This window comes from Halomicroarcula saliterrae (genome assembly GCF_031624395.1).
Lineage (GTDB): Archaea > Halobacteriota > Halobacteria > Halobacteriales > Haloarculaceae > Haloarcula > Haloarcula saliterrae.
This window is the reverse complement of sequence record NZ_JAMQON010000004.1, coordinates 178,988-201,083: the sequence shown is the minus strand read 5'-3', so window position 1 is coordinate 201,083 and position 22,096 is coordinate 178,988. Positions and strand designations below refer to the sequence as shown.

General features: G+C 68.6%; 18 protein-coding genes. 8 read left to right on the top strand and 10 right to left on the bottom strand.

What is annotated here, in order from left to right; translation table 11 throughout:
• Positions 1-55 precede the first annotated feature (55 nt).
• The 9 genes from NDI56_RS14725 to NDI56_RS14685 form a co-directional block, all read right to left on the bottom strand.
• A complete protein-coding gene (locus tag NDI56_RS14725) occupies positions 56-2,416 on the bottom strand; it encodes a DUF2309 domain-containing protein (RefSeq protein WP_310920367.1) in 2,361 nt (786 codons plus the stop codon).
• Complete coding sequence (locus NDI56_RS14720) at positions 2,406-3,884, bottom strand: proton-conducting transporter transmembrane domain-containing protein (RefSeq protein WP_310920366.1); 1,479 nt, start codon at positions 3,882-3,884, stop codon at positions 2,406-2,408. Before NDI56_RS14720 ends, NDI56_RS14725 begins: the two co-directional genes overlap by 11 nt.
• A gap of 252 nt (positions 3,885-4,136) precedes the next feature.
• Positions 4,137-4,601, bottom strand: coding sequence for an Lrp/AsnC family transcriptional regulator (locus tag NDI56_RS14715; protein ID WP_310920365.1), 465 nt, complete (start codon positions 4,599-4,601; stop codon positions 4,137-4,139).
• 206 nt (positions 4,602-4,807) lie between these two features.
• Entirely contained in the window at positions 4,808-5,221 is a 414-nt protein-coding gene (locus NDI56_RS14710; RefSeq protein ID WP_310920363.1) for an acyl-CoA thioesterase, read from the bottom strand.
• Entirely contained in the window at positions 5,218-5,742 is a 525-nt protein-coding gene (msrA, locus tag NDI56_RS14705; protein ID WP_310920362.1) for a peptide-methionine (S)-S-oxide reductase MsrA, read from the bottom strand. Before msrA ends, NDI56_RS14710 begins: the two co-directional genes overlap by 4 nt.
• A 50-nt stretch (positions 5,743-5,792) precedes the next feature.
• A complete protein-coding gene (locus NDI56_RS14700) occupies positions 5,793-6,071 on the bottom strand; it encodes a hypothetical protein (protein WP_310920361.1) in 279 nt (92 codons plus the stop codon).
• A gap of 112 nt (positions 6,072-6,183) precedes the next feature.
• Positions 6,184-8,703, bottom strand: a complete 2,520-nt coding sequence (locus tag NDI56_RS14695; RefSeq protein ID WP_310920360.1) for a heavy metal translocating P-type ATPase — start codon at positions 8,701-8,703, stop codon at positions 6,184-6,186.
• On the bottom strand, positions 8,700-9,473 hold the full coding sequence (locus NDI56_RS14690; protein ID WP_310920359.1) for a sulfite exporter TauE/SafE family protein: 774 nt from the start codon (positions 9,471-9,473) through the stop codon (positions 8,700-8,702). The genes NDI56_RS14695 and NDI56_RS14690 overlap by 4 nt, the downstream gene beginning before the upstream one ends.
• Position 9,474: 1 nt before the next feature.
• Positions 9,475-9,651, bottom strand: coding sequence for a DUF8131 family protein (locus tag NDI56_RS14685; RefSeq protein WP_310920358.1), 177 nt, complete (start codon positions 9,649-9,651; stop codon positions 9,475-9,477).
• A gap of 157 nt (positions 9,652-9,808) precedes the next feature.
• On the opposite strand from NDI56_RS14685, the gene NDI56_RS14680 reads away from it, so the two are divergent.
• From NDI56_RS14680 to NDI56_RS14665, 4 genes are read left to right on the top strand one after another with little or no spacing between them, the layout of a single operon-like run.
• Positions 9,809-10,990, top strand: coding sequence for a halocyanin domain-containing protein (locus tag NDI56_RS14680; RefSeq protein WP_310920357.1), 1,182 nt, complete (start codon positions 9,809-9,811; stop codon positions 10,988-10,990).
• A gap of 4 nt (positions 10,991-10,994) precedes the next feature.
• Positions 10,995-11,528, top strand: a complete 534-nt coding sequence (locus tag NDI56_RS14675; protein ID WP_310920356.1) for a cytochrome c oxidase subunit II — start codon at positions 10,995-10,997, stop codon at positions 11,526-11,528.
• Positions 11,528-13,216: a b(o/a)3-type cytochrome-c oxidase subunit 1 gene (locus NDI56_RS14670; RefSeq protein WP_310920355.1), complete on the top strand. Its 1,689-nt coding sequence runs from the start codon at positions 11,528-11,530 to the stop codon at positions 13,214-13,216. The genes NDI56_RS14675 and NDI56_RS14670 overlap by 1 nt, the downstream gene beginning before the upstream one ends.
• Complete coding sequence (locus tag NDI56_RS14665) at positions 13,213-13,740, top strand: hypothetical protein (protein WP_310920354.1); 528 nt, start codon at positions 13,213-13,215, stop codon at positions 13,738-13,740. Before NDI56_RS14670 ends, NDI56_RS14665 begins: the two co-directional genes overlap by 4 nt.
• Before the next feature lie 2 nt (positions 13,741-13,742).
• On the opposite strand, the gene NDI56_RS14660 is transcribed toward NDI56_RS14665, so the two are convergent.
• The gene (locus NDI56_RS14660; RefSeq protein ID WP_310920353.1) at positions 13,743-15,383 is read right to left on the bottom strand and encodes an NADH-quinone oxidoreductase subunit D; all 1,641 of its coding nucleotides are present in this window, start codon (positions 15,381-15,383) and stop codon (positions 13,743-13,745) included.
• Between the two features lie 82 nt (positions 15,384-15,465).
• On the opposite strand from NDI56_RS14660, the gene NDI56_RS14655 reads away from it, so the two are divergent.
• The 4 genes from NDI56_RS14655 to NDI56_RS14640 form a co-directional block, all read left to right on the top strand.
• Positions 15,466-16,137 carry a helix-turn-helix domain-containing protein gene (locus tag NDI56_RS14655; protein ID WP_310920352.1) on the top strand — a complete coding sequence of 224 codons (672 nt, stop codon included), beginning with the start codon at positions 15,466-15,468 and terminating at the stop codon, positions 16,135-16,137.
• Between the two features lie 64 nt (positions 16,138-16,201).
• Positions 16,202-16,996: a lipoate--protein ligase family protein gene (locus NDI56_RS14650; RefSeq protein ID WP_310920351.1), complete on the top strand. Its 795-nt coding sequence runs from the start codon at positions 16,202-16,204 to the stop codon at positions 16,994-16,996.
• A gap of 68 nt (positions 16,997-17,064) precedes the next feature.
• Positions 17,065-17,901, top strand: a complete 837-nt coding sequence (locus tag NDI56_RS14645; RefSeq protein ID WP_310920350.1) for a deoxyribonuclease IV — start codon at positions 17,065-17,067, stop codon at positions 17,899-17,901.
• Positions 17,902-18,238: 337 nt separating this feature from the next.
• Positions 18,239-22,096: PKD domain-containing protein (locus NDI56_RS14640; protein ID WP_310920349.1), on the top strand; the 3,858-nt coding region annotated here is incomplete at its 3' end.

Here is a 22,096-nt window from a genome sequence, read left to right as displayed (position 1 = left end):
GCCGCTATCCGGCGCGAGCAGTGTCGCTCGGGTAAAAAGCGGCTCGTCGCGCCGCTCAGTCGTCGGCCACGGCCGGCGTGGCTTCGGCAGACGGTTCGGCGGCCACGTCTTTGCTGGCCGGGCTCCAGGAGAGTTCGCCGGCGTAGTGGAAGGCGGTGTGGTCCTGGGTCGGGTCGACGACGGTCAGCGAGAGCCACCCGTTGTCGAGCAGACCGGCCACGTCCTCGTGGTCCGCGAGGATGTCGGTGACGGTGTCGACCGGTGCGTGGATGACCGTCGAGAGACGCAGCGGCTGGTGGTAGGGCTCGTCGTCGGCCGCCTTGAGCGACTGCAGCGGCAGGCCGGTCATCAGGTCGCCGCCGTTGCCCTGGTAGACGCCGACGTTGCCGACGGGGTTGTGGGTTATCTTCGACCCGCTGCCGTACACTGCGTTGTCGACGGTCGAGAAGTAGTACTGGCAGTTAATCCACTGGGTGACGACCATCGGCGCCGTCATGATCGCTTCCAGCGCGTCGCCGTCGGGGTCGGTCGTCCAGTCGTACGAATGCAGGAACGCGCGGCCGTCGAGGTCGAGGTCGGCCGCCAGCTCCCCCGGCCCGACGACGAAACCGGCGTTGCCGGCCAGCCCCCACTCGGGGCGGGTCTCTGCCCAGTCGGCCGCCTTGCGCTCGGTCTCGCGGACGGCGTCGTCAACCGACCTCGTGCGTTCTGCAGTCGCGCCTTCGCGGGCCGCCTTCAGGTCCGAGCGCAGCGTTTCGAGCTCCTCGGCGTGGCTCTCGGGCACACCGCTGTCGTACAGGTCGACCTCGTCGGTCGTGGTGTTGTGCTGGCCGGCGAGGAACACGGTGTCGTCGGGAATGTCGAAGCCGCGCTCGCGGAGTTCCTCCCGCACGGCGTCCTGGTTACAGATCGCCGCGAGGACGCGGGCGCTCGGGCCGCCGGGGTTGCCGGCACAGGCCCCACAGTCCAGACTCGAGTCGTACGGGTTGTTCGCGGTCTCGCTGGCGTGGCCGGTGAACACCGCCAGACGGGCGAACTGGTCCCACCCCATCAGGTCGAAGGCGGTCTCGGCGTACCCGACCTTCTCTTCGAGCGTGAGGGTCTCGACCGACGGGCTACAGAACTCGTGCTCGTCGGGCACTCTCCCGTCGACGCTGTCGAACAGGTCGTGGACGCGCCCGGGAACCAGCGTGCGGCCCGCCAGTGCGAGCCCGTAGCCGCTCCCGGCGCTTTCGACGAAGCCGTAGGCGGTCGCGGCGTTGGACTCGATGGTCTCGACAATCTCGGCGGCGGCCTCGCGGATGCCCGTCAGGTGGTCGTACTCGGCCTGCCTCTCGCCGTCGGTCGGGTGCTCGGTGATGGTGTGCTGGGTGTCCGCGATGGGGGGGCACGCCTCGACGGAGACCTCCGAGTTGTACCCCTCGTACTCCATCGGAACGCCGAAAAAGCCGGCGTAGCCGTGGGTCTCGTAGTCGCCCGTGTCCTCGAGGTGGCGACGCAGGACCTCGGAGCGGGTGTCGATACAGAAGACGAGCTGTGCGTCAGGACGGCCGTCGTCGGCGTCGGCACGTTCCTCGCTGGCCTCGCTGACGGCGTCGACCAGCTCCTCGCGGTAGGTCGCCTCCCAGGCGCTGAGGAACGCTTCGCTGAGCTCGTCTGTTTCGTTCGGCTCGGCCGTGTGGGATTTGGCCGGCGAGAGGTCGGCGTCGACGGCGTCGAACAACGACAGACGCACCGCGAGATACCCCGCGAGTGTTATCGGATGCCTCGACTGCCACTCGCCCCCGTCTTCGGCACGCTGTTTGATGAAGCCGGTCCAGCCCGGGAGCGCGGAGAGTTGCTCCTCGAAGATGGCCTCCCACTGCGCCTCGGGATACGGGTCGAGCACCGTCTCGATGGCCTCGACCGGCGTCGCCGGCAGGTCCGCGACGATGCCCGCGTCGGGAATCTGGGTGTCGTAGGCGGCTACGTTGCGGAAGACGCCGTAGAACCCGAGGTCACGGTCCGGCAGCGCCCAGTGGGCGCGCCCCTCGTCGAGGAAGGCAGACAGCCACTTCGTCAGCACGTGGTCGACGCGGTCCTCGACCGTGTCCTCTGCGGCCTCGTCAGCGTCGACGGTCGTGTCCATACGGTCGAGCAGCGCCTCCGGGTCGGCCTCGTAGCCGGCCTCGGCGAGTTCCGCTTCCAGGATTTCGCGGTCTATCTGCTCGCGCTCCAGGGCCTGGCGGAACGTCTCCGGGCTGGGATAGCCCCGGCCGCCGAGGATATCGGTGGCCTGTGCGACCGCCTCGTCGAACGGCTGGTCCTCGAACCCCGAGAGGGGGTTGGCCGTCACGAACGAGTGGATGGGCCAGACCGAGCCGACGGTGGCGGCTGCGTCGTCGATGCTGTCGCGGATAGTGGATTCAGTACTCATTGTAGTCCTCCGTGGAAGTCAACACGGTGTCGGTCGGCGGTTGGCTGGCGTTCAACAGCGCCACGTAGAGGCGCTGGCTGTGCTCGTGGACGCCGGTCTCGATGGCGAGGTAGACGCCGACGAAGAAGACGGCGACGGCGCCGTGAAGCAGGGTCAGTTCGGTCGTCGCCGTGCCCACTGCCAAGAGCCCGGAGACCCCCTCGTAGACCACGGCGTAGACGACGATGGCCGGGAAGAAGACCAGCGGGACGGCCCCGTAGCGGGCCATCGCCGGCAGTTCGGTGTGCTGGACCGCGTTGCGGGCCGCGTGTAGCGTGGTGAACACCACGAAGAAGGTCAACAGGAGGCCGCTGTCGAGTTTCGCTCCCTTCCCCGTCAGCACCGCGAACAGCGCGCCGCCGACCAGTGCGGTCAACAGCGTCACGGCGACGCCGACGACGCTCTCCCTGCGGCCCGGCCGCCCGGCGGGGCTGTTGTGTTCGACGCCGTCACCGGAGGAGAGGAACTGGTAGGCCTTGTAGAAGCCGTGCAGGATGAGGTGGGTGATGGCAGCTCCGAAAAAGCCCAGCCCGGCCTGCATTATCATAAAGCCCATCTGGCCGACCGTCGAACAGCCGAGCTTGCTCTTGACGTCCGTCTGGACCGATTTCAGGAGCTTCCCCCCGAGGGCGCTGGCCGCGCCGACGCCGACAACTGCGAGCATGAGTGTGGGGTCGACGGTGATGACCGGGGCAAAGCGGGTCAGCAGGATGCCGCCGGCGTTGACGAACCCGGCGTGCATCAGCGCCGACGCCGGCGTCGGCGCGGTCATCGAGGAGAGCAGCCAGCCCTGAAACGGGATGAGCGCCGACTGGATCATCGCCGCGAGGACGAGCGCGCCGGCGGCGAGGAGCCACACCGGCCCGCCCAGCGTGTCCGAGGCCGCGGCGATTCCGGAGAGCGTCGTCGCGTCGGTCGCCAACCACAGCGCCGCCAGCGAGACACCGAGCAACGCGCTGCTCGCGAGGAAGTACCTGCGGGCGACCGCCGCGGCCGCCTGTGCCTGCTGCCAGCCGTCGATGACGCCGATGAGCTGTGCCATCAACAGCCCCATCGCCAGCCACAGGGCGCCAAAGAGGGCGACGTGGTTCGCCGCGACCAGCGCCATCACCACCACGGTAAAGCCGAACACGGTGGCGAAAAAGCGCGTCTCGTGGGCGCTGCCGGCCATGTAGCGCCGGGAGTAGCTGTGGACGATGCCCGAAAAGAACGTGACGACCGTCCACATCAGGACGGTCAGCCCGTCGACGGCGACCAGACTGCCGAACGCGGGTGACCAGCCGTTCACCGCGTGGCCGACCAGTGCGGCCAGACTCAGCCCCCACAGCAACCAGACGGCCCGGGTCAGGGCGTTCGGCGTGCTCGGTGCTTGCTGCCCTATCCCGTTCGGAAGTGGTCCGACCGTCGTGCGCTGTGTTTCGTCTGACATTGATAGCGTGTTCGTCGACCGGCACCACCCGGACAGCTACTCCGGGCGATGTCGGCCGTCGTTCGTCCACATAACGAACAGACTGGTTATTAAATTCTTCTATCTTACCAGTCTGTTCGCGTATAAGGAAATTAAAGAACATTATGATTTCAGCGAAACAGTCGTATGGTCCGACCGCTCACGGGTCTTGGATGCCGGTTTCGGACTGTTAAACGGCGTCTATACGGGGTATTAGTCGTCCGAAAGACGCGCCTACTCGCCGTCGAACTCGCCAAACGGCGTCGTCTCGTGGCTCCGGACCAGCACCTCGTCGACGACAGTCAGCCCCAGGTCCAGTAGCTCCTGTGCGACCGGGGTGATGTCGCTGTCCGTCTCGCCGACGACGGTCACCAGCAGGTTCCGCTCGCCGGTGACTAGCTCCTGAACCGAGACGACGCCGTCGATGTCGAGGATACCGGGAATCTGCTCGCCACGCTCGGGAATCGGCGCGGTGCAAAACAGGAGCATCCGGAGCGGGTATCCGGACTTCTGGTAGTCGATTTCGGCGCTGTACCCCTTGATGACCTCGTCCCCTTCGAGCCGCTGAATCCGTTTCCTAACGGTGCTTCCCGACGTGCCGGTCCGTTCCGCGATGTCGCCCGACGAGATGTTACGCGCGTCCTCCTGGAGGGCGTGGAGAATCGCCTCGTCGACACCATCGATAGCATCGTCTCCCATACACCGCCTACAGCCGTCACTGCCAAAGGAACTTCGCCTGGTCGCGGCTGCAGACGACTCGTCACTCACGGGCGAGGACAGCTAGAGAGCCCCCGTCGCCGGTTAGTCGACCGTATGGGCGGGACTGAAAGGGGCTGTGGCCTTTCTGGCCGTCACCGTTTCCGGCCATCTATCCACACACGACCGACATCGCTTCTCCGATACTGCTACTGCCCGAACTCGAACTCGCTGATGGCGTCGCGCCAGGACTCGGGAATCGGCTGTGGCTCGCCGGCCGCGCGGTCGTAGGTGACGACGGTCGTCTCACCGGTCGCGGCGACCCGCCCGTCGTCCCGGACCTCGTACTCGAAGGGGAAACTCGTCGTGCCCAGCCGGGGCACCCGGACGCTGACGGTGACGCTGTCGGCCGCTCTTATCGGCTGTTCGAAGTCGATTTCCAGGTTGGCGATGACGATGCCGTCGTCGCTCCCGGCGAGGAACTCCCGGTCGCCGTCGCCGACCACCGCGGTCAGGTAGTCGATGCGGGCCTCCTCCAGATAGGTGCCGTACCGGACGTTGTTCACGTGGCCGTACGTGTCGAGGTCGTCGAAGCGCAGGGCCACCTCGGTCTCGAAGTTCATGCCAGTAGCTCGGCGTGTTTCTCGCGCAGTTTGTCCAGCTTGGGCGGAATCGTCATCTGGCAGTAGGCCTGATTCGGGTTCTTCTCGAAGTAGTCCTGATGGTACTCCTCGGCCGGGTAGAACTCTTCGAGGGGCTCGACTTCGGTGACGATGTCGTCGTCGTAGCCGGGCTGAATCTCCTCGATGAACGATTCGACGGTCTCCCGCTGTGCGTCGTCGTGGTAGAACACCGCCGACCGGTACTGGGTCCCAACGTCGTTGCCCTCGCGGTTCAGCGTCGTCGGGGTGTGGGTCGTGAAAAACACCGCGAGCAGCTCCTCGTAGCTCACGGCGTCGGGGTCGTAGGTCAGCTGAACGCACTCGGCGTGGCCCGTCTCCTCGCGGCAGACGGCCTCGTAGCTCGGATTCTCGACGTGGCCCCCGGCGTAACCCGAGACGACGTCTTCGACGCCCTCGACCTGCTTGAAGACGGACTCGGTACACCAGAAACACCCACCAGCGAACGTCGCTTGCTCGGTCATCGACCGCTAGTAGGCGTGGGACGTACAAAAGCGGCCGGCCGCCGTGTCCGCTACCGGTCGACCTCGCCGACGGTGGTCGCCGGCGGCCCTCTGACTTCGACGCCGTCGAGGAGCGCGTCGAGTTCACCGTCGGCCACGTCGTAGGGCCGGAACGTGGGAACGTGTGCGGTTATGGAGTGGAAGTAGTTCGGCTCGAACAGGACGCCTTGCCGCGCGTCGAGTAGCCTCGCGGGCGTGTCCACCGGCGGTGGCTGCCCCGTTTCGAGGTCGGCGTCGACGAGCAGGTATCGCTCCGAATCCGGAACCCGGGCCGATATTCTGAGTGCCACTGGACGAGGAGACGGGCGGCGGCCCCTTACCCGTTCTCCCGGAACGCCTCTCGGTCCACGGCGACCCGCAATCGGTCGCCCACCCGAGCCAGTCGGGCCGCAAAGCCCCGCGTCAGTCAGCCGACGCCGGGGTTCCGGCTCCGGCTTCGCGTGTCGGGCTGTCCCGGCCACTCCCCAGCGACCGCGCGGAGTTGGCCACGACCAGCAGGCTGCTGGCGGTCATCGCCAGCGCGGCAAACAGCGGGTTCAACAGCCCCGAAAGCGCCAGAGGCACGGCGACGGCGTTGTAACAGAAGGCCCACGCGAGGTTCTCGCGGATGCGCCGCTGGGTCCGTTGGGTCAGGTCGAACACCCGGGGGACCGCGGCGATATCGTCGGTCGTGACCACGGCGTCGGCGGCGTCGGCGGCCAGTTTCGTCCCTGAGGCGAGCGAGATACCGAGGTCCGCCGTCCCCAGCGCCGGCGCGTCGTTCGCCCCGTCGCCGACCATCGCCACGGTGCCCCGGGCCCCGAGCCGTTCGACCACCTCGGCCTTCGCTTCGGGCGGGACGCCGGCGAACACCTCGTCGACCGCCGGGTGGCGCTCGAACCGGGCGGCCGCGGCCGGCCCGTCACCGGTGATGACGACGACCTCCCGGGCCGACAGCGACTCGGCGACGGACGCCCACTCCTCGCGGGGCCGGTCACCGCCCACGACGAGGTCACGCGCGCGGCCGTCCCAGCCGACCAGCGCGGGGAGGTTGCCGTCGGCGCGGGCCCGCTCGCAACGGTCGGCCAACCTCCCGGGCACCGACTGCCCCCGGTCGGCGAGTAGTTCGGGCGTCCCGACGACCACGCGTTCGCCGTCGACGGTCCCGCTCACACCGCGCCCGGGGGAGTGTTCGACGTCTTCGACGACGACGCCCGGCGTGGCGTCGACTATCGCCGCGTCGGACGCCTGCGCGGCGTCGACTATCGCCACGTCGGCCGCCTGCGCGGCGTCGACTATCGCCGCCGCCAGCGGATGGTCGGCGAACTGCTCGACGGCGGCGGCCCGTCGAAGCGCCTCGTCGCCGGGCCGTTCGAGCAGCCGCAGTTCGCCGGTCGTCAGCGTCCCCGTCTTGTCGAACGCGACCACGTCCGCGTCGGTCGCCGTCTCGAACACCGACCCGTCGGTGATGACGACACCCTCTCCGAGGGCGGCGCGCACGCCCGCCGCGGTCGCCAGCGGCGTCGCCAGCCCGAGCGCGCAGGGACAGGAGACGACCAGCACCGCGAGGCCCGTCAGCAAGGCGTCGGTCGGGGCCGCGCCGAGGACCAGGTGTGTGGCGGTCGCGAGGAGTGCCAGCCCGACCACGAGCGGGACGAACACCGCCGCGACGCGGTCGACGAGCCGTCCCACGCCGCTCCGTTCGCTCTGGACGTTCCAGAGTAGCTCGGTGAGCCGGGCGACGGTGCTCCGTGCCTCGGGGCCGACCGCCACCACGAGTCCACCGGCGGACTCGTCCGACGAGGTTCGCCTCACTTCGCTCGGCTCACCGCCGTCTGAATTGCGGTCTGACGAGGTTCGCCTCACTTCGCTCGGCTCACCGCCGCCAGTCACCGTCGCACCGCCGACGACGTCGTCGCCCGGCGCCTTCCGGACCGGCAGGGACTCGCCCGTGACGAGGGACTCGTCGACGCCGGCGGTCCCCTCGACGACAGCGCCGTCGGCGGGGACCCGCTCTCCGGGCCTGACGACGACCTCGTCGCCGGGGACCAGCTCGTCGCGGTCGACCGTCTCGGTGCCGGCGGCGGTCCGGCGGCGCGCCCGCTCGGGCCGCTGGGCGGTCAGGTCGGCGAGCCGGCCGGCGGCGGCCCGGCGGACCCGCTCGCGGTAGTAGTCGCCGACAGAGACGGCCAGCACGATGACCGTCGCCACATCGAAGTACACCTCCGTCCGCCCCAGTACGACGGCGAGGAGGCTGTAGCCGAAGGCCGTCGTCGCGGCCATCGCCACGAGCAGGTCCATGTTCGGCCGCCCGGTCCGAAGGCTCACGAACGCGCCCCGGAGCAGCGGCCAGCCGGTGTACCCGACCACGACGGCGGTCATCACGGCCATGTTCCAGAGCAGGTACGACCCGGCCGTCCCGCCGAGGTCCAGTAGGCCGACCTCCAGCCCGAGGTAGGCCGGATAGAGAAAGAGGACGTACCACAGCATGGTCATCATCCCGAAGAAGCCGCCGACGAGCAGCCGGCCCACCTGTTCGGTGTCGTCCTCCTCGCCCGGCCGGCGGCGGGACACATCGTAGCCCGTCCCGGACAGGAGGTCGGGCAGGGCGTCCGCCTCGACCTGCTCGGCGTCGTAGGTGAGCTTCATCGTCCCGGTCGCGTAGCTGGCCGACGCCGCCCTGATACCGTCGTGGGAAGTCGCCCGCCGCTCTACGAACAGCTCACAGGTCGCACAGTGCATCCCCGACGCGGCGAGGAAGGCCGTCTCGCCCTCGGCGTCGTCCGGGTCGGTCCCGCTGTCGACGCTCTCGGGGTCGGTGCCGGCGGGGTCGTCGAGGGTCCGCGCCACTTCGAGACACCCCCGGCAGCAGAACGTGCCGGCGACGCCGCTATCGGTGACCGGGTCGTCCGTCGACAGCCCACAGAGCGTGCAGTCGGTCATCTCCAGGGCATCGGTAGGGGCGGCTTCGGCACGGCGACGCCGAAGACCCCGAGTCCGTTCGCGAGCGGTACCAGCGCGAGGACGAGGAAGACCGCGCCGAGGACGCGGTGCAGGGCTGTGCGCCGGGCGGGCGACAGCGTCCCGAAGGCGGTGCCGGCGGCGAACACGAGCGGGACGGTCCCGAGCCCAAGCGCCAGCAGCGAGAGCGCCCCGGTCACCGGGGAGCCGGTCGACGCGGCGTAGAGGAAGGCCGGATACAGCAGCGGACACGGCAACAGCCCGTGTACCGCGCCCAGCGCGACCATCCCCGGGCCGTCGACCAGCCGGTCGAGCCGGTCGACCAGCACCGACGAGACCCGGGCGAACAGGCCGCCCACCAGCGGCAGGGACCGGCCCACGTCGACGGCCCGGCCACGGGTCAGATAGCCCGTTCCGACCGCGAGGATGAACAGGCCGACGACCACGCCGACCCCGCCCCGGACGAGCGCGCCGACCCGAGCGAGCGCCGCCAGGTCGAAGAGTAGCGCGCCCGCGGCGCCGAAGAGGCCGCCGAGTAGCGTGTAGCTCGCCGTCCGGCCGACGTTGAACAGCGCCTGCTGGCGTATCTCCGACAGCGACAGCGGCCCCCCGTCGTCCAGTCGGTCGGCGTAGGTGGTCACCAGCGGCCCACACATCCCGAGGCAGTGGACGCTCCCGAGGAGGCCGAGGCCGACCATCGCGGCGAGCCCGGTCGTCTCGCCCGCCGAAAGCCCGATGCTCACGGGGGCCATCTCAGGCGGTCTGGCCCTCGTGGTCCCCGGTCATCAGGTAGAGACTCGCCGTGATGATGACGACACTGACCAGGGAGAGCGCGACAATCGTCCGGCCGGTACCGAGAATGTAGTAGGCGACCGGAACCAGACCAAGCAGAGCCAACAGCGTGACGTGACGTGGGCTGGACGATGACATGGCCGACGGTAGGTCGGATGTATTAAAAAAACGGCTAGCGCGTTCCAAGTCTGTAGGAACAGCGTCCTGTATTTTAGTCATCGTAGTCGGGTTTCTCGTCCATGGGACGGTTCAAACGCGACAACGCGCGGCGCCCCTGGTCCGCAGGAGGGGGCCGATGACGCTCGGACGACGCCAGTTCCTCACGGCCACGGCGGGGGCGGCCGCTCTCGGTGCAGTGGGGACGGCGACCGCACAGAGCGAGCCAGACTACGGCGGCTGGTTCGACGACGTCTCGAACTACGACGGGACCCTCGACAAGCGCGGTCAGGACACCGTCGAGATAACGGTCGGAGCGGAGGGCAACAACGGCGCTTACGCCTTCGGCCCGGCTGCGGTGAAGGTCAACCCCGGCACGGAGGTCGTCTGGACGTGGACCGGGTCGGGCGGCGGGCACAACGTCGTCTCGGACGGGGACGGCCCGCTCGACTCCGGCGAACTCGTCTCCGAGCAGGGGACGACCTACAGCCATACCTTCGAAGACGAGGGCACCTACAAGTACGTCTGTGAGCCCCACAAAGGGCTCGGGATGAAAGGCGCCGTCGTGGTCGAGAGCGGCACGCCGGGCCCGAAGGGGCCGCCGGCGAGCCCCGACTACGGCGGCTGGTTCGGCGACGTCTCGAACTTCGACGGGACGACGGTCGACAAGACCGGCTCCGACTCGGTCGAGATAACGGTCGGGGCGGAGGGCAACAACGGCGCCTACGCTTTCGACCCGCCCGCGGTCCGGGTCACGCCGGGGACGGAGGTCGTCTGGACGTGGACCGGGTCGGGCGGCGGGCACAACGTCGTCTCGGACGGGGACGGCCCGCTCGACTCCGGCGAACTCGTCTCCGAGCAGGGGACGACCTACAGCCACACGTTCGAGGAGTACGGTATCTACAAGTACGTCTGTGTGCCCCACAAGGGGCTCGGGATGAAAGGCGCCGTCGTCGTCGGCGGCCCGTTGGCGGGCGGCAGCGGCGAGGGGGGTACCGAGGTCGAACTCTCGGGGCCGATGTGGCTCCTCATGGGGTCGGTTCTGACGGCGTTTTTCTCACCGCTGCTGTTCGCGGCGGTGATGCGCCGCCGGTACCGCGAGCGGCCGCCGGAACCGACCGACGACTCTCTGGAGCGGGCCAGCGGCCCGAGACCGGTCGACGAGGCGCCGACGACGGAGCCCGACGTCGAACTCGGACACGACGAGTTCGACCCGTGGGGGACGGCCTCGCTGGTCGCGGCGTACTTCGTCCTCATCGCGCTGCTGTGGGTGTTCATGTACTTCGTGGAGTTCCTCGGCCGCGTCTCGGTGATCGGGTGATAGCATGCAGGTTCACAGTTTCGAGAAAGTCTGGCTCGGCGCAGCGCTCCTGCTCATCGTCGGCTTCATCGCCACCGTTACGTACGGCACCGCCGGTGCCGGCGTGAAGATGGTCGACGACTCGGGCGGCGAAATCGACCCGGAAGCGGTCAAGAGCGGCGACACCGGGACCGGCTTCGACGACCCGGGCGTCGTCAGGCAAAACGACAGCCACTACGTGGTGTACGTCGTGGCCCAGCAGTTCCAGTTCGTGCCGGGCAGCGGTGACAACCCCATCCGCATCCCCGCGGACACGCGCGTCACCTTCCGGGTGACCAGCGCGGACGTGATGCACGGGTTCTCCATCACCGAGACGAACATCAACACGATGGTCATCCCCGGCCAGGTGGCGGACATCACCGCCAAATTCGACGAGCCGGGGACCTACGGACTGGTCTGTCACGAGTACTGTGGGGCCGGCCACCACGCCATGGGCGGGTCGGTCGAGGTGGTCCCGAAATCCGAGTACGAGTACAACGGCACGGAGGTGCAAAACTGATGGTCTTCGTCGATAGCTATCCCAAGACTTCGAAACTCGTCCGCCGACAGTTCATCGTCGCGTTCGTGGCGCTCGGTATCGGTGCGCTCTTCGGTATCGTTCAAGCACTGCATCGCACCGGCGTCTTCCGCGGGTTCGTCAGCTCCGCGGACTACTACACTATCCTGACCGGCCACGGCGTCCTGCTGGCGCTGGTGTTTACGACGTTCTTCATCGCCGGCCTCTTCGGCTGGGCTGTGACGAACTCGCTGGAGCGGGAGCTCCCGCAGGCGGTCGCCTGGTGGTCGTTCCGGCTGATGCTGTTCGGGTCGGTGCTCGCCACCGTCGCTATCCTCGGCGGCGTGCTGGGCGCGCCGACGGTCCTCGGACAGGACCTCAGCGCCGACGTGCTCTTTACGTTCTACGCGCCGCTGCAGGCCCACCCGCTGTTCTACGTCGGCGCGGCCCTGCTCATCGTCGGCTCGTGGGGCGCCGGGCTGGCGTATTTCAAGTCGCTGTGGGAGTGGCGCGCCGAGAACCCGGACGAGCGCATCCCACTCCAGACGTTCATGGTCGTGACGACGATGCTGATGTGGTACATCTCCACCATCGGCGTCGCCGTCGAGGTGGTCGTCTTCCTCATCCCGTGGTCGCTGGGGCTCATCGACCAGGTCGACCCGCTGCTTACGCGGACGCTGTTCTGGTACTTCGGTCACCCGGTGGTGTACTTCTGGCTCATGCCGGCCTATCTGGTGTGGTACACTATCCTGCCGAAACTGGCCGGCGGACGGCTGTTCAGCGACCCTCTCGCACGCGTGGTGTTCGTCCTGTTCCTGCTGTTGTCGACGCCGGTCGGGTTCCACCACCAGTACGTCGACCCCGGCATCCCGGCCGGGTTCAAGACTATCGCGATGACGAACACGATGTTCCTGCTGTTGCCGTCGCTGTTGACGGCTTTCACCGTGGTCGCCTCCGTGGAACACGGCGCCCGCCAGCACGGCGCGACGGGGTACGTGAGCTGGCTGCGCGAGCTGCCGTGGGACAAGCCCGCCTTCACCGGCTGTATGCTCGCCGGGCTGATGTTCGCCGCCGGCGGGTTCAGCGGGATGATAAACGCCGGCATGAACATCAACTACCTCATCCACAACACGCTGTGGGTGCCGGGCCACTTCCACCTCACCGTGGGGACGGCCTTCGCCCTGACGGCGATGGCAATCAGCTACTGGCTGGTCCCACAGCTCACCGGCAAGCGGCTCCGGCGCCGTTCCGTCGCGGTCGCCCAGCCGTACGTCTGGTTCATCGGGATGGCGCTGATGTCGAACGCCATGCACCGGGCCGGGTTGGCGGGCATCCCGCGCCGGACGGCCGAGCCGACCTACGACGAGTTCGCGTTCCAGAGCGCCACCGGCTCCGTCGGCGAGATGCGGCTCCAGATCGCTATCGGCGGCACGCTGCTGTTCGTCGGCGCGGCGATGTTCCTGTTCGTGATGGCCGAGACGTGGCTGGCCCATCGCGGCGGGACTCTCTCGGTCAACAGCGCGATTCCGGAGCCGCTGTCGGGGCCGGAACACAGCCCCCGGCTGCTGGACAACTACAAGCTCTGGACGGCCATCGCGCTGGCGCTCATCGTCATCGCCTACGGCCCACCGCTGGTGAGCATGGTCGCAGACGGCATCACCACTCCGGGGAGTCCCCCCTTCCCAGTGTGATGCTCGAAGACCTCGACCCCCCGGAGGTGAGCATGGTCCGGGTGATCCTCGTGCTCGCCATCGCCGTCCCCATCGCCATCGAGGTGGTGACCTTCGGCGGCCTCGTCGGCCACTACTTCGGCGGTGACGACGCCGACACGGCGACGCCAGTCGCAACGCCGACGCCCGAGACGGCGGGTGCGACCGTCGGCGACGAGATACTCCCGGAGACCGCGGCGACCGAGCGCCTCGACGCGGCGACGCTGTCCGAAGACGACGGCGAGACCCGGCTCGTTCTCACGGTGACCGTCACCGACCCGCCCGACGGCTACGTGCTCCGGCTCGGGGCGGTTACGACCCGCGCGGGTCGGACCGTCGAGGACGCGGGGGCGACGACGGGGACGCTCGACGCCGGCGAGAACGGCCTCGCCACCGGCACCTGGGGGCTCCCCAGCGGCGACCGACCTGACGCGGTCGCGGTCACCGTCACCTCGGCGCCCAACGGCACGCCGACGACCCGCGAGTACACTGTCGACCTCGGGTAGCGCTACCGGTCGACCTCGCCCATGATGGCGTCCAGACTTCCGATCGTCGCCACGAGGTCGGGGACGGACTCGCCCTCGGCTATCGTCGACAGAGCCTGGATGTGGGAGAACGAGGGGCCGCGAATCTTGAAGCGCGCGGGCGTCTCCGTCCCGTCGGAGCGGATGTAGATGCCGAGTTCGCCCTTCGCGGCCTCGACCGCGCGGTAGATCTCTGTATCGGCCTCGGGCCGGAGCGTCCGGGGGACGTTGGACTGGATTTCGCGGTCGTTCTCGGGCCAGTTCTCCAGCAGGTCTGCACACTGTTCGACGATGCGGGCGGACTCCTCGACCTCGCGCAGCCGGACCAGCAGCCGGGCGAAGTTGTCGCCACCGTCGTCGGTCACCACGTCCCAGTCGAGTTCGTCGTAGTAGCCGTACGGGTCGTCCCGCCGCAAATCGTAGTCGACGCCGGAGCCGCGGGCGACGGGCCCGGTACAGCCGTAGGCCTTCGCCGTCTCGGGCGCGAGATACCCCGTATCGACGGTCCGCAACTGGAGAATCTCGTTGCTGGTCAGCATGTCGTGGTACTCGCCGAGCTTCCGGGGCAGCTCGTCGAGGAAGACCCGTATCTTCTCGAAGAAGGTCTCCCGGGGCTCGGGCAGGTCCCAGGCGACGCCGCCCAGGCGGAGATAGTTGAACATGAGCCGCTGGCCGGTGAGGTCTTCGAGGATGTCCTGGACGACCTCCCTGTCACGGATGCCCCACTGGAAGACGGCAGTGAACTCCCCGACCACGTCCAGCGCGTAGGTGGCGACGGCGAGCATATGCGAGAGGATGCGTGCGAGTTCCCCACACATCGTGCGGATGACCTGGGCGTACTCGGGGACCTCGATGTCGGCGAGGTCCTCGGCGGCCCGCGCGTAGGCCCACTCGTTGAGCAGCCCCCCGCCGCCCCAGTCCCAGCGGTCGGGGTAGGGCATTATCTGGTGGCGGTAGGTGCCCTGCTGGCACATCTGTTCCTCACAGCGGTGGATGTAGCCGATATCGGGGTCGACGGCGGCGACCTGCTCGCCGTCCAGTTCCACGCTGAGGTGGAGCACACCGTGGGTCGATGGGTGATGTGGCCCGACGTTGAGGTGCATCGTATCGGGGCCGACGCGCTCGTCGTCCAGCAGCCGCTGGTGTTCGCGGAACGTGACAATCTGGGGCTGGTCCTGATTGTAGTCTCGGGAGAGCGGGTGGCCCTGCCAGGTCTCGGGCAGGAGAATCCGTCGCAGGTCCGGATGGTCGTCGTACCGGACGCCAAGCAGGTCGTAGGCCTCGCGCTCGTGCCAGTCGGCGGTCCGGTACACCGGCGCCGCTGACTCGCTGTGGGGGTCGTCGTGGACCGTCGGGACCACCACCGACAGCTCCCGGGTCGGGTCGTCGTAGCTGCGCAGGTGGTAGATCGTCTCGAAGCGGTCGCTGTATTCTTGGGCCGTGACACAGGCACAGTGGTCGAGCCCGGCCTCGGCTCGCAGTGTCGAGAGCACCTGCCGTACCTCGTCGGCGCGAATCACGACCGCCGGTGCGTTCTCGTGGACCTCCTCGCGGACGACGTGCTCGCGTATCGGCTCGACCGGGTCGTCTGCCTCACGGGCCGGTGTGGCGACGGAGCGGGACATGCCCGAGACTGGACGCCGAGCCCGCCTCGCCGTGGTGCCCCAGCGGCGAGGTGCATTTATATTCGGCGAGTCGAGTGCAGCTATGAAGTACGTCAGGCTCTCGCTGTCGCTGCCGCCCGACGCGCGCAACCCGATGCACCAGTTTATCGTCGACCACGAGGGGTACGAGGCGTCGTATCTGCTTCAAGGGAACAACATCGACGACGACGTCCACACGATGCTGTTCTACGTCGACGGCCACCCGATAGCGCCATATCGGGAGGCCTTGGAAGCGACCGAGAACGTCGTCGAGTACGCTATCTCGCCGTGTCCGGACGGGTCGTTCTACCTCTACGTTCGGGACCGGTTCTCCCAGACCGGTCGGGGTATCGTCGACGCGGTCACCGCCGCCGGGCTGGTGGGCGTCTCGCCGGTCGCGTTCCGCGCCGACGGGACGATGGAACTCACGCTGGTCGGCCCGGGCCAGACGGTCCAGCGGGCACTCGACGCCGTCCCGGACGGCATCGGCGTCGACGTCCGCGAGGTCGGCGAGTACGCGAACCACCAGTTCGAGCCGAGCGCGGCGCTGACCGACCGCCAGTTCGAGGCCGTCGACGCCGCCGTCGACTGTGGCTACTACGACGAACCGCGAGAGGGGTCGACGGCGGAGGTGGCCGAGACACTGGGCTGTTCGCCGGGCACCGCCGCCGAACACCTCCGCAAGGCCGAGGCGCGGGTGATGGGGCGGCTCGTCGAGGGCGACGGGCCCGTCTGACCGGTATCCGCCCTCCCACCGGCGGCCCGCAACCCATAACGCTGCCCACGACATACCGACGCCAATGACACTCGCGGAGCTCGACTGGCGGGTCGTCGGCGAAGCCACCGACGACGGGCCGACGACGATGGCACTGGAGGAGATCGCCGCCGAGACCGCGGCGGCGGGCGGCCCGGCCACCGTTCGCGTCTACACCTGGCCCGACGTGCTCTCGCTGGGTTACAACCAGGACCCCGACACCGTCGACTGGGACTTTTGCGAGCGGGAAGGCATCGGGGTCACGCGCCGCCCGACCGGCGGCGGCGCCATCTACCACGACCACTACGCCGACCTCTCCTACAGCATCGTCGCGCCGGCCGACGCGGTTCCCGGCGACCTCATGGAGTGCTACCAGCTGTTCTGTGGCCCGGTTCTCGATGCCTTCGAGGGTATCGGTGTCGACGCGAGCTTCGTCGACGCGGAACGCGACGCCGTCCACCAGCCGGCCTGTTACCTCCGGGCGCTCCATCCCGCCCACGACATCGTCGGGCCGGACGGCCGCAAGCTCGGCGGCAACGCCCAGTACCGCCGGAAAGACGCCGTCGTCCAGCACGGCTCGCTGTCGGTGTCCCTTCGCCCGGAGCGCCACTGCGGCTGTTTCACCGGCGAGCCCGACACCGACGCCTTCCGCGAGCGGGTCGGTGCTATCGACGAGTACGTCGACGTCGAGCGGGGCGACGTGGTCGACGCCCTGTGCGCGACGCTCGCCGAGTGGGTCGACGCCGACGAGGGGCAATGGACAGACGACGAGCGGGCCCGCGCACGCGAGCGCGCGGAGTCGAAATACACCACCGACGAGTGGGTCCGGAAGTCGCCCTGACGCGGCCCGCCGGACACCCCCTGACAGATGTCGGAACCCCTTTTATTCGGCGTCCCCCACCGCTGTCCATGGTACGAGTCGGCGCACACACCTCTATCGCCGGCGGCGCGTACAACGCCGTCGACGAACAGGTCGAGTACGGTGGCAACTGCGGCCAGATATTCTCTCACTCCCCGCAGGTCTGGCAGGACCCCAACATCGAGGACGACGAGGCCGCGACGTTCCGCGAGCTGAGCGAGGACCACGGCGTCGGGCCGTGGGTCATCCACTCCTCGTATCTCGTGAACCTCTGTACGCCCAAGGACGACCTCCGGGAGAAGTCACTCGACTCGATGCAAAAGGAGGTCGACGCCGCCGACAAACTCGGCGTCGAGTACGTCAACGTCCATCTGGGCGCTCACACCGGCGCCGGCGTCGACGGTGGGCTCGACAACGCCGCGAGCGTGCTCGACGAGCTCGACGTCCCCGAGAGCGTGACGGTGCTCATCGAGTCCGACGCCGGCAGCGGCACGAAGCTCGGCGGGCAGTTCGAGCACCTGGCCACCGTTCGCGAACGGACCGAACAGGACATCGAGTTCTGTCTGGACACCGCCCACATGTTCGCGGCGGGCTACGACCTCTCGACCCCGGAAGGCGTCGAGGAGACCTTCACCGAGTTCGACGACGTGGTCGGGTTCGAGGACCTCGCCTGTATCCATCTCAACGACTCGAAACACGCCTGCGGGACGAACAAGGACGAACACGCCCACATCGGCGAGGGCGAAATCGGCGAGGCCGGGATGGCGGCGTTCGTCAACCACGACGCCGTCGCGGACGTGCCGCTGGTGCTCGAAACGCCCACGGAAAACGGCAAGAGCTTCGCGTGGAACATCGAGCGCGTACGGGAACTGCGCGACGAGAACTGATTCTCGAACCCGGCGCGTGCCGGGGCGTCGTTTAGCCGATACCAACCGGGCCCCCTGGGAGACCGTGACGGTGGTTCGCGTCGACGGCGGGCGGGTCACGGTCGGCGCCTGCGTCGCGGATTACGCTGCCCAGCCGGTGACGCCGGAGTGGACCTGACGGGTACCGGACCCACCTCCAACCGACAGTGCACTTTCGACCGTTCTGGCCCGCTGCAGTCGGGATAATTTCACTTCTCGTTTACGGTAAATATTAATAGTCGGAGTAATATGTACTCTCATATCTGTGGATAGAAACGGGTCGGTCGCGGTTCCGGACACTACTGGGCAGGGAACAACGATGAACTCAGATGCCGATGGAGACAGTGGATGGGCGGACGGTCGTATCGCTCGATGGACAACGGTGTTACTCGTCGTCGGGACGGTCGCCGTGGTCGCCGCGGCGCCGGTCTTGGGTGTGATGACGGCCGGGGGACCGACAGCGTCGGCCCCCCAGTCTGACGCCCCGACTGACGACGGAACTGTGGCTGCCGTCTCCGCGAACGCGACGGCCGAGGTGAACGCGACGAACGACACGGCGCCGCGGGTCGGGTTTCGGTCGGCACCGGCCGACCCGGAACCGGAGACCGTGACCCAGCCCAACGGGACGACCTTCGAGGCCCGGCAGTGGGGCGACGCGCGTCGACACGGCTGGGAGACGACGGACGGCTACACCATCGTCCAGTCCAACGAGTCGGGCTGGTGGTACTACGCCCGCGAGGCTGACGGAGCGCTCGAAGCGACCGACCGGCGCGTCGGGCTCGATTCGCCGGGCGACCTCGACAGACACGTCAGGCCGACGGCCGAGGTGCCTCAGTCGGCCCCGTCGATCAGTCCGGATTCGACGGGACAGCGCGCGTTCGAGCAGTCTCCCGGTGCGACCTCCGGACGGACCGACGTTCCGATTCCCCTCCTCTTTGCGAACTTCGCGGACACGGAGCCCGACTATAGCGCCGCCTCGTTCGCGGACCTCTACTTCGGGTCCGACCCCGACGAGGCGACCGGGCCCGGGAGCTTCCGTGAGTACTTCCTCGAAGCCAGCGACGGCCGGGTGAACTTCACGGCCGGGCCGGGCGTCGTCGGCTGGTTCGACACCGATACGACTCACGACGAGGCCGGTGCCGACTACGGCGCGGCCCGCGACTACGCCGCCGAGGCGATCCGGACCGCCGACGACTCGACCGACTTCTCGAAGTACGACCACGACGGCGACGGCCACGTCAGCGTGGCCATCGTCCACCCGGGCCCCGGGGAGGAGGTCTCCGGCGACTCGACGGACATCTGGTCACACCGCTGGGGGTTTCGCACGCCGATCGACACTGACGACGGCGTCGCGGTGACCGGGTACAGCCTCCAGCCCGAGACGGTCCCGTCGGGCGAACAGAACACAATCGGCGTGATGGCCCACGAGACCGGCCACCTGATATTCGACTGGCCGGACCTCTACCCGCGAGACGGGTATCCGGGCATCGACGACTGGGGCCTGATGGGCGGCGGAAGCTACGGCGGGCTCGCCCGGGGCGGCGACTCGCCGGTCCACCCCACTGTCTGGACGAAACGGGCACGGGGCTGGACGGAGACGCCGCGCATCGCCCCGTCGGACCAGCCGGGTATCCTCCCGCCGTCGTCGTCGGTCAACGACTTCTACCGGCTCGGCGACGACAGCGCGACCAGCGGCCACCACTTCCTGCTGTCGTTCCGCGCCGACGAGGGATTCGACCAAGGGCTGTTCGGGTACGGGTCCTCGAAAGAGCCCGGCCTGCTGGCCTGGCGAACCGACAACTCGGGCGTCTCGAACGGCGGCGACCTCGACCAGACGCTCTACCCGGGGACGGGGGGAACATTCGAGGGGGCGTCCTGTGCGGACTGTCAGAGCGATGTCAGTCTGACGAACGTCACCCGAGTCCACGACTCAGTCGTGTTCAACGACCCCCCACGCCGGAGCCTCGACGCCGGCGAGTCGGCGGTGTACGCCGTTCCCGTCGACACGACGCTGCCGGACGGTCGGACGGTGTCCGCCACGTGGCGGCTCTCCTCGCGGGCGTCGTGGGCCGACAACGACAGCGACCTCGACGTCGCGCTGACCAGCCCCGACGGGAGCCGGACGCTCACCGCGTCGGAGACCGAAACCAGCTACGAGGCCGCGCGGACGGCCGGCACGCCGACGAGTGGCGGCTGGAAGCTGGTCGAGAGCGCCGGTGACGACGGCGTCGACTACTACAGCGCGACGACGTATCCGACGCTTCCGCTCCCGACGGCGCTCGCCGTCGACGAGCGCGAACTCGACGCCGGCGCCGCGGCCGACCCGGACCCGGTGACGGCGAACGTCACGGTCCGGACCGGAAACCAGCCCTACGACACCGGCGCGTTCGACGCGTTGAACGCCTCGGCGTTCACCGTCGCGGTCGGCTCTGACACCGTCCCGGACGAGGACATCAGCGTCGCCAGACGCGGGCCGGGCGCGTACACGCTGACCATCACGCCTCCGGCGCGGGCGTCCGGCGGCTCCTACCGCCTCGCCGTCAACGCCACCGACGCGAAGGTCGGCGTCAGCCACACCACGAACACCTCGACGGCCACGGTTACCTACGAGCGCGGCGGCAACGCGGCGCCGACGGCAGCGGTGTCGGCCAACCGGACGAACGTGACCGTCGGCGACCCGGTCGCCTTCGACGCGAGGAACTCGACCGATTCGGACGGCTCGCTCACGGAGTACGCGTGGGCGTTCGGCGACGGGACAACGGCGAACGGTTCACAGGCCACGCACGCGTTCGAGTCGGCCGGGACGTACTCCGCCGAGGTGACCGTCACGGACGACGACGGGGCGACGGACACGGCGACCGTCACCGTCGAGGTGGCCGAGCCCAACGACGCACCGGCGCCAGCCGCGTCGGCCAACCGAACGAGCGTGACGGTCGGTGAAGCGGTCGCCTTCGACGCGGGCAACTCGACCGATTCGGACGGGTCGATTGCCGCCTACGACTGGACCTTCGGCGACGGCGCCGGTGGGGCGGCCGAGCGGGTCGTCCACTCGTACTCGTCGGCCGGGACGTACACGGTCGAACTCACGGTGACTGACGACGACGGTGCGACCGACAACGCGACGGTCACGGTCGAGGTGACCGAGCCCAACGAGGCGCCGACCGCATCGGCCTCGGCGAACCGGACGGCTGTCACGGTCGGCGAAGCGGTCAGCTTCGACGCGAACGAGTCGACTGACACCGATGGTCGTATCGAGCGATCCCAGTGGGCCTTCGACGATGGGACCACGGCGACCGTTTCCCAGCCCACTCACGCCTTCGCCTCGCCCGGGACCTACGCGGTCGAGCTCACGGTGACTGACGACGACGGTGCGACCGACAACGCGACGGTCACGGTCGAGGTGGCCGCGCCGAACACGGCGCCGACGGCAGTCGCCACGGCGAACGCCTCCACCGTCGCGGTCGGCGACGCGGTCGCGTTCAACGCGAGCCGGTCCACCGATGCCGACGGACGTATCGAAAGCTACGCGTGGAACCTGCGCGACGGATCTACCGTCTCTGGTCCCCGGACGACAGAGGCCTTCTCGTCGGCCGGGACGTACACGGTCGAACTCACCGTGACGGACGACGACGGCGCGACGAACACCTCGACGGTCGCCGTCGAAGTCGTCGAGGCCAACGAGGCCCCGACGGCAGTCGCCGCCGCGAACCGGACGGCCGTGAGCGTCGGTGATGCAGTGGCGTTCAACGCCAGCGAGTCGACCGACGCCGACGGCAGTATCGAACGCTACGAGTGGGACTTCGACGACGGGACGACGGCCAATGGCTCACAGGTCGTCCACGCGTTTTCGTCGAAGGGCACCTACGCCGTGACTCTGACCGTTACCGACAACCGCAGTGGAACCGACACCACCACGCGCTCCGTCGAGGTGACTGCGACCGACGACGACGGTAGCAGCGGTGGCGGCGACGACGACGGTAGCAGCGGTGGTGGCGACGACGACGGTAGCAGCGGTGGTGGAGACGACGACGGTAGCAGCGGTGGTGGCGACGACGACGGTAGCAGCGGTGGTGGCGACGACGACGGTAGCAGCGGTGGTGGCGACGACGACGGTAGCAGCGGTGGTGGCGACGACGACGGTAGCAGCGGTGGTGGCGACGACGACGGTAGCAGCGGA

Excerpts from the sequence above, each read along its gene's own strand:
- NDI56_RS14725 (WP_310920367.1), bottom strand. The coding sequence starts at position 2,416 with ATGAGTACTGAATCCACTATCCGCGACAGCATCGACGACGCAGCCGCC.
- NDI56_RS14720 (WP_310920366.1), bottom strand. The coding sequence starts at position 3,884 with ATGTCAGACGAAACACAGCGCACGACGGTCGGACCACTTCCGAACGGG.
- NDI56_RS14715 (WP_310920365.1), bottom strand. The coding sequence starts at position 4,601 with ATGGGAGACGATGCTATCGATGGTGTCGACGAGGCGATTCTCCACGCC.
- NDI56_RS14710 (WP_310920363.1), bottom strand. The coding sequence starts at position 5,221 with ATGAACTTCGAGACCGAGGTGGCCCTGCGCTTCGACGACCTCGACACG.
- msrA (WP_310920362.1), bottom strand. The coding sequence starts at position 5,742 with ATGACCGAGCAAGCGACGTTCGCTGGTGGGTGTTTCTGGTGTACCGAG.
- NDI56_RS14695 (WP_310920360.1), bottom strand. The coding sequence starts at position 8,703 with ATGACCGACTGCACGCTCTGTGGGCTGTCGACGGACGACCCGGTCACC.
- NDI56_RS14690 (WP_310920359.1), bottom strand. The coding sequence starts at position 9,473 with ATGGCCCCCGTGAGCATCGGGCTTTCGGCGGGCGAGACGACCGGGCTC.
- NDI56_RS14685 (WP_310920358.1), bottom strand. The coding sequence starts at position 9,651 with ATGTCATCGTCCAGCCCACGTCACGTCACGCTGTTGGCTCTGCTTGGT.
- NDI56_RS14680 (WP_310920357.1), top strand. The coding sequence starts at position 9,809 with ATGACGCTCGGACGACGCCAGTTCCTCACGGCCACGGCGGGGGCGGCC.
- NDI56_RS14675 (WP_310920356.1), top strand. The coding sequence starts at position 10,995 with ATGCAGGTTCACAGTTTCGAGAAAGTCTGGCTCGGCGCAGCGCTCCTG.
- NDI56_RS14670 (WP_310920355.1), top strand. The coding sequence starts at position 11,528 with ATGGTCTTCGTCGATAGCTATCCCAAGACTTCGAAACTCGTCCGCCGA.
- NDI56_RS14660 (WP_310920353.1), bottom strand. The coding sequence starts at position 15,383 with ATGTCCCGCTCCGTCGCCACACCGGCCCGTGAGGCAGACGACCCGGTC.
- NDI56_RS14655 (WP_310920352.1), top strand. The coding sequence starts at position 15,466 with ATGAAGTACGTCAGGCTCTCGCTGTCGCTGCCGCCCGACGCGCGCAAC.
- NDI56_RS14650 (WP_310920351.1), top strand. The coding sequence starts at position 16,202 with ATGACACTCGCGGAGCTCGACTGGCGGGTCGTCGGCGAAGCCACCGAC.
- NDI56_RS14645 (WP_310920350.1), top strand. The coding sequence starts at position 17,065 with ATGGTACGAGTCGGCGCACACACCTCTATCGCCGGCGGCGCGTACAAC.